The sequence below is a fragment of the Alloalcanivorax marinus genome (genome assembly GCF_016906305.1).
GTDB classification, from domain to species: domain Bacteria; phylum Pseudomonadota; class Gammaproteobacteria; order Pseudomonadales; family Alcanivoracaceae; genus Alloalcanivorax; species Alloalcanivorax marinus.
Genome location: NZ_JADDOL010000027.1, coordinates 1 through 14,931, shown reverse-complemented (window position 1 = coordinate 14,931; position 14,931 = coordinate 1). Strand labels below are relative to the sequence as shown.

At 67.2% G+C, this 14,931-nt stretch carries 12 protein-coding genes; 7 read left to right on the top strand and 5 right to left on the bottom strand.

Features of this window, described 5'->3' with window-relative positions; genetic code table 11:
- Positions 1 to 56 precede the first annotated feature (56 nt).
- Positions 57 to 692: a TetR/AcrR family transcriptional regulator gene (locus IM760_RS16765; RefSeq protein WP_204431401.1), complete on the bottom strand. Its 636-nt coding sequence runs from the start codon at positions 690 to 692 to the stop codon at positions 57 to 59.
- A gap of 145 nt (positions 693 to 837) precedes the next feature.
- Between IM760_RS16765 and IM760_RS16760 the strand changes: the two genes are divergently transcribed.
- Together IM760_RS16760 and IM760_RS16755 are read left to right on the top strand one after the other, a co-directional pair.
- Positions 838 to 1,947 carry an efflux RND transporter periplasmic adaptor subunit gene (locus IM760_RS16760; protein WP_204431400.1) on the top strand — a complete coding sequence of 370 codons (1,110 nt, stop codon included), beginning with the start codon at positions 838 to 840 and terminating at the stop codon, positions 1,945 to 1,947.
- A 3-nt stretch (positions 1,948 to 1,950) separates the two neighbouring features.
- Positions 1,951 to 5,013: an efflux RND transporter permease subunit gene (locus tag IM760_RS16755; RefSeq protein ID WP_204431399.1), complete on the top strand. Its 3,063-nt coding sequence runs from the start codon at positions 1,951 to 1,953 to the stop codon at positions 5,011 to 5,013.
- A gap of 13 nt (positions 5,014 to 5,026) precedes the next feature.
- On the opposite strand, the gene IM760_RS16750 is transcribed toward IM760_RS16755, so the two are convergent.
- Together IM760_RS16750 and IM760_RS16745 are read right to left on the bottom strand one after the other, a co-directional pair.
- Positions 5,027 to 5,680, bottom strand: a complete 654-nt coding sequence (locus IM760_RS16750; protein ID WP_204431398.1) for a hypothetical protein — start codon at positions 5,678 to 5,680, stop codon at positions 5,027 to 5,029.
- Between the two features lie 28 nt (positions 5,681 to 5,708).
- Positions 5,709 to 6,470 carry a hypothetical protein gene (locus IM760_RS16745; protein ID WP_204431397.1) on the bottom strand — a complete coding sequence of 254 codons (762 nt, stop codon included), beginning with the start codon at positions 6,468 to 6,470 and terminating at the stop codon, positions 5,709 to 5,711.
- 115 nt (positions 6,471 to 6,585) lie between these two features.
- On the opposite strand from IM760_RS16745, the gene IM760_RS16740 reads away from it, so the two are divergent.
- From IM760_RS16740 to IM760_RS16730, 3 genes are all read left to right on the top strand, one after another.
- Positions 6,586 to 7,347 carry a TSUP family transporter gene (locus IM760_RS16740; protein ID WP_204431396.1) on the top strand — a complete coding sequence of 254 codons (762 nt, stop codon included), beginning with the start codon at positions 6,586 to 6,588 and terminating at the stop codon, positions 7,345 to 7,347.
- 81 nt (positions 7,348 to 7,428) lie between these two features.
- Positions 7,429 to 8,835 (top strand): hypothetical protein, encoded by a 1,407-nt coding sequence (locus tag IM760_RS16735; protein WP_204431395.1) that lies wholly within the window; start codon positions 7,429 to 7,431, stop codon positions 8,833 to 8,835.
- On the top strand, positions 8,832 to 9,959 hold the full coding sequence (locus tag IM760_RS16730) for a zinc-dependent alcohol dehydrogenase family protein (protein ID WP_204431394.1): 1,128 nt from the start codon (positions 8,832 to 8,834) through the stop codon (positions 9,957 to 9,959). The genes IM760_RS16735 and IM760_RS16730 overlap by 4 nt, the downstream gene beginning before the upstream one ends.
- Before the next feature lie 156 nt (positions 9,960 to 10,115).
- On the opposite strand, the gene IM760_RS16725 is transcribed toward IM760_RS16730, so the two are convergent.
- Together IM760_RS16725 and IM760_RS16720 are read right to left on the bottom strand one after the other, a co-directional pair.
- A complete protein-coding gene (locus IM760_RS16725) occupies positions 10,116 to 10,508 on the bottom strand; it encodes a nuclear transport factor 2 family protein (RefSeq protein ID WP_204431393.1) in 393 nt (130 codons plus the stop codon).
- A 172-nt stretch (positions 10,509 to 10,680) separates the two neighbouring features.
- Positions 10,681 to 11,595, bottom strand: coding sequence for a recombination-associated protein RdgC (locus IM760_RS16720; protein ID WP_204431392.1), 915 nt, complete (start codon positions 11,593 to 11,595; stop codon positions 10,681 to 10,683).
- Positions 11,596 to 11,843: 248 nt separating this feature from the next.
- Here IM760_RS16720 and IM760_RS16715 point away from each other — a divergent pair, with 248 nt between their 5' ends.
- Positions 11,844 to 13,463 (top strand): long-chain-fatty-acid--CoA ligase, encoded by a 1,620-nt coding sequence (locus IM760_RS16715; protein ID WP_204431391.1) that lies wholly within the window; start codon positions 11,844 to 11,846, stop codon positions 13,461 to 13,463.
- A gap of 142 nt (positions 13,464 to 13,605) precedes the next feature.
- The gene (locus IM760_RS16710) at positions 13,606 to 14,841 is read left to right on the top strand and encodes a dienelactone hydrolase family protein (protein WP_204431390.1); all 1,236 of its coding nucleotides are present in this window, start codon (positions 13,606 to 13,608) and stop codon (positions 14,839 to 14,841) included.
- Positions 14,842 to 14,931 lie beyond the last annotated feature (90 nt).

The window sequence follows — 14,931 nt, the reverse complement described above, 5'->3', positions numbered from 1 at the left end:
GGCAGATACGCAGCCGGCAGCCTAGCCGGTTCCCGTGACGGACAAAAGCACGGCGTTCAGGGGGCGTGGCCTTTCAGGAACACGCGCACCACTTCGCGTACATGCTCTTCGGACTCGGCCGGGCCCGGCGGCGCGGCGCAGCCGATCAGCACCTGCATGTGCCGGCAGCTCAGCAGCATGCCGAAAAACAGCTCGGCGGCGGCGCCCGGGTCCTTGAGGATCAGCAAGCGCCGGTCCCGGGCCTTGACCAGCAACCGCTCCATTTCGTTCAGGGTTTTGGCCGGGCCGGCGTCGAAGAACAGCCGCGCCATCTCCGGATCCTGCACCGCCAGGCTGTTCATCAGCCGCTCCAGTTGGATGGCCTCGTCGCTGTTGGTCAGTTCCATGAAGGCCCGGCCGATGCGCGCCAGGACCGTGGGCAGGTCGTCGTCCGCTTCCAGGGAGAAAATCGGAAACGGCATCGACTCCTGGCACTTGGCTTCCACGGCGGCGGCGAACAGGGTCACCTTGTCGGAGAAATGACTGTAGACGGTGAGTTTGGAGACCCCCGCGTCGGCGGCCACGGCATCCATGCTGGTCCCGGCAAAGCCCTGGGAGAGAAACAGGGTCTTGGCGGCATCCAGAATCGCCTGGCGTTTGGCCGGATCCTTGGGCCGGCCGCGCAGGCCTGTCTGGGCGTCGTTATCGGACATATCAAATACTGGACCAGTAAGTTCAATAAAATTACTATACCGGCGAGTATAGCATTGCCGATGCGCTATCCGCGTGTTTTTTATGCCGGGCCGTCGCTCGCGCGACGTTGAAAATGGCTCCCGGCCATTTTTTATGGGGGTTTACATGTTCCGTTCTCCGCTGCTGATTCTGCTGCCCTTGGCGCTCTCCCTGGCCGCCTGCTCGTCCCCGGAAACGCCCCAGGACGCCGCGCCGCGCCCGGCCCTGGTGGTCCAGCCCCAGGGGGCCGACGCTCTGATGGACATTTTTCCCGGCGAGGTCCGCGCCCGCTACGAGCCGGAGCTGGCGTTCCGCATCGGCGGCAAGATCAGCCGTCGCCTGGTGACCGTGGGCGACCGGGTGGAGCAAGGCCAGCCGCTGGCGGAACTGAACGCCGAGGACGTGGGCCTGGAACTGGACGCCGCCCGCGCCCGGCTGGCCTCCGCCCGCGCCGATCATCAACTGGCCGCCAGCGAGCTGGACCGTTACCGGCCGCTGCTCGAGCGGGGCGTGGTGAGCCGTTCCCAGTTCGACAATGTGGAAAGCCGCTTCCAGGCCGCCGAGGCACAGTTGAAGCAGGCCCGGGCGCAGATGGACGTGGCCCGCAACCAGGCCGGCTACGCGGTGCTGGAGGCCCCGGAGAATGGCGTGATCGCCCGGCGGCTGGCGGAGGCCGGCCAGGTGGTGGCCGCCGGCCAGACCGTGTTCGTACTGGCCGTGGACGGCGACCGGGAGGTGCGCATCGACCTGCCCGAGCAGGACGTGGACCGCTTCCAGGTGGGCGACGAGGTCACCGTGGAGCTGTGGTCCCGGCCCGGCGACACCTTCCCCGGCCATATCCGTGAGCTGGCGCCGGCGGCGGACCCGGCGTCGCGCACCTTCGAGGCGCGGGTGGCGTTCGACAACGACCCGGTGGGCGCCGAGCTGGGCCAGAGTGCCCGGGTGCTGGTGCACGGCGCCAACGGCGAGGACACCCTGAGCCTGCCGCTGGCGGCGGTCACCGCCGACGACGGCCAGCCCTATGTGTGGGTGGTCGACCCGGCCAGCCGGACCCTGCGCAAAACGCCGGTGAAAACCGGCGCCTACCACGCCGAACGCATTCCGGTGCTGGACGGACTGGCGGCGGACGCCTGGGTGGTGGCCGCCGGCACCCAGGTGCTGCGCGAAGGCCAGAAAGTGCGACCGGTGGACCGCCAGAACCGGCCGGTGCACCTGAACGGCGCGGACGGGGAGTAAGCCATGCGCTTCAACCTTTCCGAATGGGCCCTGCGCAACCGCACCCTGGTGCTCTACGCCATGATCGTGCTGGGCGCCCTCGGCGTCCTCTCCTACAGCCAGCTCGGCCAGAGCGAGGATCCACCCTTCACCTTCAAGGTAATGGTGATCAACACGGTGTGGCCGGGCGCCAGCGCCAAGGAAGTGTCGCGGCAGGTCACCGAGCGCATCGAAAAGAAGCTGATGGAGACCGGCGACTACGATCGCATCGTGTCGTTCTCGCGGCCGGGCCAGTCCCAGGTGCTGTTCGTGGCCCGCGACGACATGCACTCCCGGGACATTCCGGACCTCTGGTACCAGGTGCGCAAGAAGGTGGGCGACATCCGCCATACCCTGCCCCGGGACATCCAGGGCCCGTTCTTCAACGATGAATTCGGCACCACCTTCGGCAACATCTACGCGCTCACCGGGCCCGGTTTCGACTACGCGGTGATGAAGGATTACGCCGACCGTCTGCAACTGGCCCTGCAGCGCGTCAAGGACGTGGGCAAGGTGGAGCTGGTGGGCCTGCAGGACGAAAAGATCTGGGTGGAAATCTCCAACACCAAGCTGGCGTCCCTGGGCATTCCCATGGGCGCCGTGCAACAGGCCCTGCAGTCCCAGAACGCGGTGGCCGAAGCGGGCTTTTTCGAGACCCCCAGCGACCGGGTGCGGCTGCGGGTCAGCGGCCAGTTCGAATCGGTGGACGAAATCCGCCGCTTCCCGATCCGCGCCGACGGCCGCACCCTGCGGCTGGGCGACATCGCCCACGTCTACCGGGGCTTCAGCGATCCGCCGCAGCCGCGTATGCGCTTCATGGGCGAGGACGCCATCGGCCTGGCCGTGTCCATGAAGGAAGGCGGCGACATCCTGGCCCTGGGCGAGCACCTGGACGCGGAGTTCCAGCGGCTGCAGGACACCCTGCCCGCCGGCCTGCAGCTGCGCAAGGTGTCGGACCAGCCAGCGGCGGTGGAGCAGGGTGTGGGCGAATTCGTGCAGGTGCTGGTCGAGGCCCTGGTGATCGTGCTGCTGGTGAGCTTCTTCTCCCTGGGCGCGCGCACCGGCCTGGTGGTGGCGCTGTCCATTCCGCTGGTGCTGGCCATGACCTTCGCGCTGATGCGCTACTTCGACATCGGCCTGCACAAAATTTCCCTGGGCGCGCTGGTGCTGGCCCTGGGTCTGATGGTGGACGACGCCATCATCGCCGTGGAAATGATGGCGATCAAAATGGAACAGGGGCTCAGCCGCATCAAGGCGGCGGGCTTCGCCTGGACCAGCACCGCCTTCCCGATGCTCACCGGCACCCTGATCACCGCCGCCGGCTTCCTGCCCATCGCCACGGCGGAATCCGGCACCGGCGAGTACACCCGCTCGATCTTCCAGGTGGTCACCCTGTCGTTGCTGGTGTCCTGGATCACGGCGGTGGTGTTCGTGCCCTACCTGGGCGACAAACTGCTGCCCAACCTGGCCCGCCGCGACGACAGCGGCCAGGTGCACGACCCCTATCAAAAACCCTTCTATCAGCGGTTCCGGCGGCTGGTGCTGTGGTGCGTGCGCTACCGCAAGACCGTGATCGTGCTCACCGTGGTGATGTTCATGGCGGCGGTGGCCCTGTTCCGGCTGGTGCCGCAGCAGTTCTTCCCGCCGTCGGCGCGGCTGGAGCTGATGGTGGACCTGAAGCTCCATGAGGGCGCTTCCCTGGCGGCCACCGACGAGCAGGCCCGGCGGCTGGAGAAAATGATCGCCGGTCACGACAAGATCGAAAACTACGTGGCCTATGTGGGCGCCGGTTCACCGCGTTTCTACCTGCCTCTGGACCAGCAGCTGCCGGCGGCCAGCTTCGCCCAGTTCGTGCTGTTGACCCGCAATATCGATGAGCGCGAGGAAGTACGCGCCTGGCTGATCGATACCCTGCGCGAGGAATTCCCCACTCTGCGCAGCCGGGTCGCGCGGCTGGAGAACGGGCCGCCGGTGGGCTACCCGATCCAGTTCCGCGTCTCCGGCGAGCACATCCCCGAGGTGCGCGCCATCGCCCGCCAGGTGGCCGCCAAGGTGCGCGAGAACCCGGAAGTGACCAACGTGCACCTGGATTGGGAGGAGCCCAGCAAGGTGGTGCGCCTGGACATCGACCAGGCCCGCGCCCGGGCCCTGGGCGTGAACAGCGCCGACCTGTCCCGGGCCCTGCAGAGTTCCCTGTCCGGGGTGGTGGTGAGCCAGTATCGGGAAGACAACGAACTGATCGACGTGGAGGTGCGCGGCGACAGCCGCGAACGCCACGCCCTCGGTCAGCTCGGCAATCTGGCGGTGCAGACCGACTCCGGCCGCAGCGTGCCCCTGAACCAGATCGCCACCCTGGAGTACGGCTTCGAGGAGGGCATTATCTGGCACCGCAACCGGCTGCCCACGGTGACGGTGCGCGCGGACATCTACGGCGACGAGCAGCCGGCCACTCTGGTGAACCGGATCTGGCCCCAGTTCGACGGCATCCGCGCCGACCTGCCGCCGGGCTATCTGCTGGAGGTGGGCGGCACCGTGGAGGAATCCGCCCGGGGCCAGGCCTCGGTGAACGCCGGCATGCCGCTGTTCATCCTGGTGGTGCTGACCCTGCTGATGCTGCAGCTGCGCAGCTTCTCACTGACCACCATGGTGTTCCTCACCGCGCCCCTGGGGCTGATCGGGGTAACCGTGTTCCTGCTGCTGTTCGGCGAGCCGTTCGGCTTCGTGGCCATGCTCGGCACCATCGCCCTGGCCGGCATGATCATGCGTAACTCGGTGATTCTGGTGGATCAGATTCAGCAGGACATCGCCCAGGGCCGCAGCCGCTGGGACGCCATCATCGAATCCACGGTGCGGCGTTTCCGGCCCATCGTGCTGACCGCCCTGACCGCGGTGCTGGCCATGATTCCGCTGTCCCGGAGCGACTTCTTCGGGCCCATGGCGGTGGCGATCATGGGGGGCCTGATCGTGGCCACCGCGCTGACCCTGCTGTTCCTGCCGGCGCTGTACGCGGCCTGGTTCCGGGTCAAGGAGGAACACGCCGCGCCCTGAGCGCGGCGGATCGTCAGTGGAGGACGGTGGCGTCCATGAAGTGGATGCCGCCGAGCAGGGCACTGAGGTCGTTGAAGGCCCGGGTTTCGCTGAACGGCGCCTCCCGGGGCGGGTCGTACACCTGGCCGTTGCTGCCCTGCACCACCAGATCGATGGCGAAGCAGGTGCCGTCGCGCAGCGCCCGCCAGGCGTGCACCTGACGGCTGTGGTTCATGGCCGCGTCGCCACCCTGGAAGGTGGTGAAGGCGACGCCGTCCAGTTCCGCCTCGCCGACACTGTTCGGCCGCGCCCAGGGAGCCGGCTCGGTACAGCCCGCCCGCGCCTGTTCGTCGCGGCTGGCGCCCAGCCGCAGTTCGCCGGTGCGGATCTCGTCGGAGCCTTTCAGCCGCAGTACCAGCAGCGCGGCACCGGGCTGGTCCGGGCCCACGCCCACCCGCCAGCCACCTTCATTGAAGTAGCCCTTGGCGGCCTCGCGGGCGTCCACGCGGACCACTTCGTCCTTGGGGTAGTCCACGGCGACCCCGTATTCCACGTTCTCGTAGCGGGCCTGGGGGGCACCGGATTCCACGGCGGTGCTGTGGCCGCCACCGCCGCTCGCCGAGGGTGCGTCACAGCCGCTCAGGCCGGCCAGAGCCGCCAGCATCAGGGTCGCGGTAACGCCGCGCATGGTCCATCCTCCCGTCGAAGCGTCACCGTTATTCGGTGAAGCGGATACCGTCGATCACCGTCTGCAGATCTTCCAGAGCCCGTTTCTGCGCCTGGCCGTCACCGGCGGTGCCTTCCCCGCTGGCGATCAGGTCGATGGCGAAGCAGGCTTCGCCGTAGGTGGCGCGATAGCTCTGCACCATGCGATAGCCGTTCTCGCCGGTCTCGGTGACCTCGTAGCGGCGGAACGGCACATCGTCGATGGTGCGCGACGTTTCGGTGTCGCCGGCGGCCCCGGTGGGCTGATCCTTGCAATGGCTCAGGCCCTGGGTGGAACGGCTGGCACCGAGCTGGAAGCGGGCCTGCTGATCGGGCACCTTCAGCGTCAGCAAGCGCTTGCCGTCCTCGTCCTTGCCGGCGAACGCCTTCCAGCCGCCTTCATCACCGCTGGACTGGCTCTGGCGATCACTGCCGTTCTGGTCCGCGTCGGTGCCGCTGATCCGGCCGGCGCGGCTGTTCACCACCTTGAGGTTGCGCGGGAAGGTCACCTGAATGTGGTATTCCTCGCTCTCATAGACGGCGGTCTTGCCCTTCACCGGTTTGGCATCCTGGGCGGACGGGGCCCCGGCGGTGTCCACGGTGGGCCGCGCCTGGCCGGTGGCGTCGTCGCCACCGACCTGACCGCCAGGCTGGCTTTCCTGAATCGGCGCGCCGTCGCCGCCTGTTTGGTCCTTGCTCTGGTCGTCGTCCGGGGGTTGGCAGGCGGCCAGCAGCAAGGTGCCGGTGGCCACCAGGGCCAGGGAATAACGCATGGGATCCTCCTTGAATCCGATCGGTGTTAGGACCCCATGCTAAGGCGAATGACGCCGTGGCGGCTGCACTGCTTTACACTCTTTAACGGCTTTGACTTCCCACCGGGGAACGGATTTGGAACTGGAACTCTTCATGCTGCTGATGCTGGGCGGGCTGGCACTGCTGGCCGGCTTTATCGACACCCTGGCCGGCGGCGGCGGCCTGTTGACCCTGCCCGGCCTGCTGCTGGCCGGGCTGCCGCCGGTGCAGGCGCTGGCCACCAACAAGCTGCAGGGGACCTTCGGCTCGGGCATGGCCACCTTCACCCTGCTGCGGCTGCGCCGCTTCTCGCCGGCGGCGGTGCGGCGGCCTTTCCTGTGGGCCCTGGCCGGCAGCGCCGTGGGCACGGTGGTGGTGCAGGTGGTCGACACCGGCGCCCTGGAAGTGCTGGTGCCGGTGGTGCTGGCCGTGATCGCCCTGTACTTCCTGCTCACGCCGGGGGCCGGCCGGGTGGAACGGGCGCCGCGCCTGAGCGGCGCGCTCTACGAACGCACCGTGGTACCGGCCATCGGTTTCTACGATGGCTTCTTCGGGCCCGGCACCGGCTCCTTTTTCTCCCTGGCGGAGGTGGCGCTGCGCGGTCGCGAGCTGATCACCGCCACCGCCCACGCCAAGGCGTTCAACTTCGCCAGCAACATCGCCTCGCTGACCCTGTTCGTGATCGGCGGCAAGGTGCTGTGGCTGGTGGGCGCCACCATGATCCTGGGCCAGATGCTGGGCGCCTGGCTGGGCGCCCACGCGGTACTGCGCGGCGGCCAGCGCCTGATCCGGCCGCTGATCGTGCTGATGTGCCTGGCCATGATCGCCCGCTATCTGTACGGCGTGGCACAGACTTGATCGGTAACGGTTGACCCGGTGTACCGGACCTCTACAGTAGTTCCATAATTTCAAAATACTATTTCAGCTCGGGAACCCATCATGACCGATTACCGCCGCGCGGACGGCGAGACCCGTTACTGGCCCCTGGGTCCGTTCAAGGTCCGTCTGCCTTTCCTGCATTACCGATTCGAGTGGCCCGATTACTTCCAGGGTCTGCTGATGTGCGCCGTGGACCTGGCCGCCATTCCGCTGATGACCGAGCTGCTGGGCATGCCTTTCGAGGCGGCGCTGGCGGTGGTGCTGCTCAATGGCCTGCTCTACCTGACCCACCACCTGCTGGGCGACCCGGTGGTACCGGGCTGGATCACCCCGGCCATCCCGCTGCTGATCGTTTACTGCGAGACCTTCCCGGAGGGCCCGGAGCGGGTGCACGCGCTGATCGCCTTCCAGCTGCTACTGGGGCTGTTCTGTATCGGCCTGGGCGCCACCGGGCTGTCGAGAAAGGTGGTGGGCCTGGTGCCGCCGGCGATCAAGGCCGGCATCATCATGGGCGCCGGCATCGCCGCGGTGATTTCGGTGTTCAAGGTCGGCGGCCGCTTCGAAAGCTTCCCCTGGACCATTTCCATCGCCATCGGCATCGCCTTCTACCTGATCTTCTCCCGGCACTTCGCCTGGCTGAAAAACCGCAACCGCTTCTGGGGGCTGCTGGGCAAGCTCGGCATCTTCCCGATCATCGCCCTGGCCATCGTCATCGCGCCGCTGTTCGCCGAGGCGCCCTGGCCCACCATCGAGTGGGGCTTCACCAAACCGGACTTCGTCACCCTGTGGACCGAGTACACGGTGTTCGGCCTGGGCCTGCCGTCGCCGGAAATGTTCCTGCAGGCGGTGCCCACCATGCTGGCCGCCTACATCGTGCTGTTCGGCGACGTGCTGCAGGGCAAGGCCCTGCTCACCGAGGCGGACGAGGCCCGCCGCGACGAGAAGATCGACTACGACCCGGACCGGGCGCACATGATCTTCGGCGGCCGCAACGCCACCATGAGCATCATCGGCCCGGACGTGGCCATGTGCGGCCCGCTGTGGGCGGCCATGCACGTGGTGATCGTGGAGCGCTTCAAGGAAGGCCGCAAGGCGATGGACTCGATCTTCGGCGGCGCCGGCTCGTTCCGCTGGGGCACCAACACCGGCCTGATCCTGATGCCCATCGTCAGCCTGGTGGAACCGATTCTCGGCGTGGCCCTGGCGCTGACCCTGCTGATCCAGGGCTATGTGAGCGTGCGCATCGGCATCCTCGAAGCCCGCAGCCAGCGTGACCTGGGCATCGCCGGCGTCACCGCGGCGGTGCTGGCCACTCAGGGCGCCACCTGGGCGTTCGCGGTGGGCGTGGCGCTGTGCTTCCTGATCTATGGCCGCCGCTTCTTCAGCGGCGAGAACGACCAGACCTTTACCAAGGACCTTGAACCCCGGAACGCTTCTTCCCGGAACAACGACGAGGAAACCCCATGAAAACCCGCGCGGCAGTACTTCGTGAAATGGGCGCCGAGCGCCCCTACGGCAGCTCCCAACCGCTGAAAATCGAAGAGGTGGAGCTGGACGCTCCCGAGCACGGCGAGATTCTGGTGCGGGTGCGCGCCGCCGGCCTTTGCCATTCGGACCTGTCGGTGATCGACGGCAACCGGCCCCGGCCGCTGCCCATGGCGCTGGGCCACGAGGCCGCCGGCGAGGTGATGGAGGTGGGCCCCGGCGTCACCGACCTGGAGGTGGGCGACCATGTGGTGTTTTCCTTCGTGCCCAGCTGCGGCACCTGCCCCTACTGCCTGGACGGCCGCGCCGCCCTGTGCGCGCCGGGGGCGGTGGCCAACAACGAAGGGGTGCTGCTGGGCGGCGGCCGCCGTCTGCACCAGGGCGACGCCACCGTGAACCATCACCTGGGCGTGTCCGGCTTCGCCGAGCATGTGGTCACCTCGCGCCGCTCGGCGGTCAGGATTCCCAAGGACCTGCCGTTCGACATCGCCGCCGTGTTCGGCTGCGCGGTGCTCACCGGCGTGGGCGCGGTGGTGCACACCGCCGGGCTGCGCGCCGGCCAGTCGGTGCTGGTGGTGGGCCTGGGTGGCGTGGGTCTGTCCGCGGTGCTGGGCGCGGTGGCCGGCGGCGCCCGCCAGGTGATCGCCGCCGACATCGCCCAGGACAAACTGGACATGGCGAAATCCCTGGGCGCCACCCATGCGGTCAACTCCGGTGACGAGGACGCGGTTGAACAGGTAAAAGCGATCAGCGGCGGCGGCGTGGACATCGCCGCGGAATTCGCCGGCGTGGGCCCGGCCCTGGAATTCGCCTTCGCCGCCACCGGCAAGGGCGGCAAAACGGTCACCGCCGGCCTGCCCCACCCGAAAACCCGCCTTGCGGTGAGCCCGGTGCAGCTGGTGGCCGAGGAACGCTCCCTGATGGGTTCCTACCTGGGCGGCCACGTGCCGGCCCTGGATATCCCGGAATACGTGGCCCTCTACCAGGCCGGCCGGCTGCCGGTGGACAAGCTGCTCACCCACCGGCTGAAACTCGAGGACATCAACGACGGCTTCGAGCGGCTCGCCAAGGGCGAGGCGATCCGGCAGGTGGTTGTTTTCGACTGAGATCAGTGGAAAGTTGAAAGTGAAAAGTTAAAAGGGCGGGAAGCGAAGCGGCTTTCCCGCGGCCGTCGCGGCGGGTCGTCCCGCCGAGCGCGGGCACGGCCCTGCTCTCTCGCAGGCCTGTGCCCGCGCTTTCAACTTTTAACTTTTAACTTGTAACTACTTCTTCATCCTCTCCAACATCGCGCCCATCATCTCGTGGATCTTGTTGACCGCCTTGAGCGGGCGCACCATCACCTTGAAATCGTCGATGCGACCGTCCGCGTCGCAGTGGATGATGTCCACGCCGTTGAGCTGGATGCCGTCCAGGACGGTGGTGAATTCCAGCATGGCGTTGTCACCCTGCAGGATCTCGCGCTCATAGCGGAAGTGCTCGTTGTTGAGGGTGTGCAGGGCGGCGGTGAGGTACATTCTGGTGATCGCCTTGCCTTCCTGGGGGGTGTGCACCACCGGCGAGTGGAAGGTGACGTTGTCGGCGAGGATGTCGTTCAGGGCGTCCGCGTCCTTGGCGTCCACCAGGCGGTGCCAGCGTTCGATGGTCTGTTCGATCATGGGGGTCTCCGGGGTCAGTGTTTACAGTGTAAACATTAACCCCGGACTGTATCGCTTTTGCCGGTTTGGGGCCAGCCCTGGAGCAGGTAGCCATGACGGAGCCGGGTATCGCGACTGAAGTCGCTCCTACAACTTCCTGCCGCCGTAGGAGCGACTTTAGTCGCGATCCGCCTCAGTCGGCGGCGGACCCGCTCTCGGCCTTGATCTCGAAAAAGGCGAACAGGGTATCCAGCGCACCGCGCAGGGTGCCGCCCTGCAGTTCCAGGCGCGCCATCATTTCGTCCAGGGCGTCCTCGGCGTTGATGCCGTCCAGGTTGTCCTGGATCAGGTCCAGGGGCTTGAGGCGCTTCACCGCCAGGTCCTGCTGCAGGTCGAACTCGATCTCGTCCTTCCAGCACAGGTTCACCTTCACCGCCGCCAGTTCCTCCAGATGGGCGAGGATTTCCTCCCGGCCCAGGTCCAGGGCGGTGATGCGCACGCTGGCGCCGTCGCCGTTCTTGAACTCACAGCGATCACCCAGGGTGAAGCCCTCCGGCAGGGCGCCGGGCTCGCGCAGCCAGTGGGCGAAGGCCGCGGTGGTGGCGCTGGCGGCGGTGGGCCGGGTCACCGGCAGCGAATCCAGCGCCTTGCGCAGCGCCGACACCACCTGCTCGGCGCGGCTCTCGGAGCCGCAATCCACCATCACCCGGCGCCGCTGGGGGTCGATCAGCACGCCGGTGCGCCGCGAGTGGGTGAACGCCTGGGGCAGCAGCTCGAAGGTGATCTGGTCCTTGAGGTCGGCCCGTTCCTTGCGGCCCACCGGCCGGCCCTCGCGTTCGCGGATCTCCTCCACCCGGGCGTCCAGCTCTTCCTTGATCACCGGACCGGGCAGCAGCCGGGCGATCTCCTGGTGCACCAGGTAGAAGTAGCTGCCGGTGGCCACCACCATGCGGTCATCGTTCTTGAGCGGTGGCACGAAGCCTTCGCTGCTGGGGCTCTGGCGCCCGCAGGGCGGGCAGCGGTTGCCGTCCAGGCGCTCTTCCAGTTCGGCGGCGCTCCAGTTGAAGGGTTCGGTGCCCAGAAAAACGGTGAGGTTCTTGATCCACATAGCAGGGTTCCGGAAAGCGGCTGTCACGAAAGGGCGGCCACATTAGCCCAGGCGGGCGCGGAAGAAAACCGTGTCCGTCCCAGCGGTGGGTCAAGCGGACTTATTCAGTTTCCGGCGCCGAACCCGTTTCCTTTCACACTGGCGCGACCGGCGCCACCGCACCCTGGGCATCGGGATTTGACACCGTCCCCGGATACGGGAAATCTCGAAGGTCTCACAACAACAACGCCAAGCACTCGGAGAGCACTATGCTAGGCCAGATGATGAACCAGCCGCTGCTGATCAGCAGCCAGATCCGCCATGCCGCCCGCTACCATGCCGACGGTGAAATCGTATCGGTGGAAACCGCCGGCGGCGTGCACCGTACCAACTGGGGCGAGGTGGAACGGCGGGCCCGGCGCCTGGGCTCCGCGCTGCAGGGCCTGGGGCTTGAGCACAGCGATCGGGTGGCCACCCTGGCCTGGAACAACCATCGCCACCTGGAGATTTATTTCGGCGTGTCCGGCGCCGGCCTGGTGTGTCACACCATCAACCCGCGCCTGTTCCCGGAGCAGCTGGTCTACATCTTCAACCACGCCGAGGACAAGGTCCTGTTCATCGACAAGACCTTCCTGCCGCTGATCGAAGCCCTGCAGGACAAGCTGCCCAAGCTGGAGCACGTCTACCTGCTCAGCGGCAAGGACGACGAGGCCGCCGCCAAGGTACCGGGCCTGAAGTTCTACGAGGACCTGATCGAGCAGGGCAACGAGGACTTCGAATGGCCGGAGTTCGACGAGAACACCGCCTCCAGCCTGTGCTACACCTCCGGCACCACCGGCAACCCCAAGGGCGCGCTCTACTCCCACCGTTCCACGGTGCTGCATTCCATGGCCGTGGCCCTGCCCGACAGCCTGGCGCTGACCGCCCGGGACTGCCTGCTGCCGGTGGTGCCCATGTTCCATGTGAACGCCTGGGGCATTCCCTACGCGGCGGCCATGGTCGGCGCCAAGGTGGTGCTGCCCGGTCCGGGTCTGGACGGTGACAGCCTCAAGAACCTGATCAACGGCGAGGAAGTGACCTGCGCCGCCGGCGTGCCGACCCTGTGGCAGGGCCTGATCGGTGCCCTCAAGAAGGCCAACGAGAAGGTGCCCAGCCTGACCCGCACGGTGATCGGCGGCTCCGCCTGCCCGCCGTCCATGATCGCCACCTTCCGCGACGACTACGGCGTGGACACCCTGCACGCCTGGGGCATGACCGAAATGAGCCCGGTGGGCTCGGTGAGCACCCTGCTGCACAAGCACATGGCCCTGTCCCCGGAGGAGCAGGCGGCGATCCGCGCCAAGCAGGGCCGGCCGCCGTTCGGCGTGGACCTGATGATCGGCGACGAGGACGGCAACGAGAAACCCATGGACGGCGACACCCAGGGCGACCTGTACGCCAAAGGCCACTGGGTGATCAGCGAATATTTCAACGTGGACACCCCGGCGCCGCACAAGCAGGGCTGGTTCCCCACCGGTGACATCGCCACCCTGGACCCCAACGGCATCCTCACCATCAAGGACCGCTCCAAGGACGTGATCAAGTCCGGCGGCGAATGGATCAGCTCCGTGGAGCTGGAAAACATCGCCATGGGCATGGACCAGGTGGCGGACGCGGCGGTGATCGCCGCCAAGCACGCCAAGTGGGACGAGCGCCCGCTGCTGATCGTGGTCAAGGCCGAGGGTCAGGATCCGTCCGAGCAGGACGTGCTGGCCGGCTTCGAGGGCCAGGTGGCCTCCTGGCAGGTGCCGGACGCGGTGGTGTTCGTGGACGCCCTGCCCCGCAACGCCACCGGCAAGGTGCTCAAGAACAAGCTCCGCGACGAGTACGAGAACCACCTGCTCGACTGAGCCCGACCCATCCGGGGGGAGGCACCAGGCTTCCCCCTGTATCCTGCATCCTGAATCCTGTATCCGGGTTCCCCCTCCCCTTTCGACAGCTTCCTGAAGCGCTGCTAGGCTTTTCGCTTTACGCGCACAAGAAGGAAACACCATGGGAGAGTTCATCGACGTTACCGCCAAAGACGGTGGCCGGTTCCGGGCATACCTGGCACTGCCGCCGGCGGGCAAGGGCCCGGGCCTGGTGGTGGGGCAGGAAATTTTCGGCGTCAACGACACCATGCGCCGGGTGGCCGACGGCTTTGCCGAGGAAGGCTATGCGGTGCTGGTGCCGGATCTGTTCTGGCGCATCGAACCGGGCATCGAGCTGGGCTACGGCGAGGCGGACTTCCAGCGCGCCTTCGAACTGTTCCAGACCGTGGACATCGACCTGGCCATCGACGACATCGAGGCCAGTCTGGAAACCCTGGCGGCGCGGCCGGAGGTGACCGGCGGCGATCTCGGCTTTGTCGGCTTCTGCCTGGGCGGCAAGCTGGCCTACCTGACCGCCGCGCGCACCCGGGCGGCGGTGTCGGTGGGCTACTACGGCGTGGGCATCGAGAACCACCTGGACGAAGCCGCCCACATCCAGGGCCGGCTGGTGCTGCACTTCGCCGAGCAGGACGGCTTCTGCGACGAGGCCACCCGCAACCGCATCATCACCGCCCTGGGCGGCACCGTCAGCAAGCTGGAAACTTTCGTCTATCCCGGCGTGGACCATGCCTTCGCGCGCCCCGGCGGCGACCATTACCACAAGACCAGTGCCGACATGGCCCACGAGCGCACCATCGCCGCGCTGAAACGGGAGATCGGCCCGGACGTGGACCTGTCGGCCCTGTGGGACGAACACTGCCGCCAGGAATTCGCCACCCGCGACGTGGACGCTACCATGGCGACCATGGTGGCCGAGCCCTACGTGAACCACATCCCCACCATGACCGGCGGTGTCGGCTACCAGCAGCTCAGCCGCTTCTACCGCAACCACTTCGTGCACGGTAATCCGGACGACATGACGCTGGTGCCGGTGTCGCGCACGGTGGGCGCCACCCAGCTGGTGGACGAGTTCATCCTGAGCTTTACCCACGACCGGGAAATCGACTGGATGCTGCCCGGCGTGGCGCCCACCGGCAAGAAAGTGGAAATCCCCATGCTCGGCGTGATCCGTTTCCGCGGCGACAAGCTGTGCCACGAGCACATCTACTGGGACCAGGCCAGCGTGCTCAAGCAGATCGGCCTGCTGGACGGCGAGGGGCTGCCGGTGGCCGGCGCCGAGACCGCCCGCAAGCTGCTGGATGAAAGCCTGGACTCCAACGCCCTGATGGCGCGCTGGAAGGACAGCGAAGGGAAATAGCGCCCATCGCGCATAAAAAAAGGCCGCCCGAGGGCCACTGCTGTCCCACAGTTGGCGGCCTCACAGGGCGAACCTCATTTGAGGTTCGCC

Excerpts from the sequence above, each read along its gene's own strand:
- IM760_RS16765 (WP_204431401.1), bottom strand. The coding sequence starts at position 692 with ATGTCCGATAACGACGCCCAGACAGGCCTGCGCGGCCGGCCCAAGGAT.
- IM760_RS16760 (WP_204431400.1), top strand. The coding sequence starts at position 838 with ATGTTCCGTTCTCCGCTGCTGATTCTGCTGCCCTTGGCGCTCTCCCTG.
- IM760_RS16755 (WP_204431399.1), top strand. The coding sequence starts at position 1,951 with ATGCGCTTCAACCTTTCCGAATGGGCCCTGCGCAACCGCACCCTGGTG.
- IM760_RS16750 (WP_204431398.1), bottom strand. The coding sequence starts at position 5,680 with ATGCGCGGCGTTACCGCGACCCTGATGCTGGCGGCTCTGGCCGGCCTG.
- IM760_RS16745 (WP_204431397.1), bottom strand. The coding sequence starts at position 6,470 with ATGCGTTATTCCCTGGCCCTGGTGGCCACCGGCACCTTGCTGCTGGCC.
- IM760_RS16735 (WP_204431395.1), top strand. The coding sequence starts at position 7,429 with ATGACCGATTACCGCCGCGCGGACGGCGAGACCCGTTACTGGCCCCTG.
- IM760_RS16730 (WP_204431394.1), top strand. The coding sequence starts at position 8,832 with ATGAAAACCCGCGCGGCAGTACTTCGTGAAATGGGCGCCGAGCGCCCC.
- IM760_RS16725 (WP_204431393.1), bottom strand. The coding sequence starts at position 10,508 with ATGATCGAACAGACCATCGAACGCTGGCACCGCCTGGTGGACGCCAAG.
- IM760_RS16720 (WP_204431392.1), bottom strand. The coding sequence starts at position 11,595 with ATGTGGATCAAGAACCTCACCGTTTTTCTGGGCACCGAACCCTTCAAC.
- IM760_RS16715 (WP_204431391.1), top strand. The coding sequence starts at position 11,844 with ATGCTAGGCCAGATGATGAACCAGCCGCTGCTGATCAGCAGCCAGATC.
- IM760_RS16710 (WP_204431390.1), top strand. The coding sequence starts at position 13,606 with ATGGGAGAGTTCATCGACGTTACCGCCAAAGACGGTGGCCGGTTCCGG.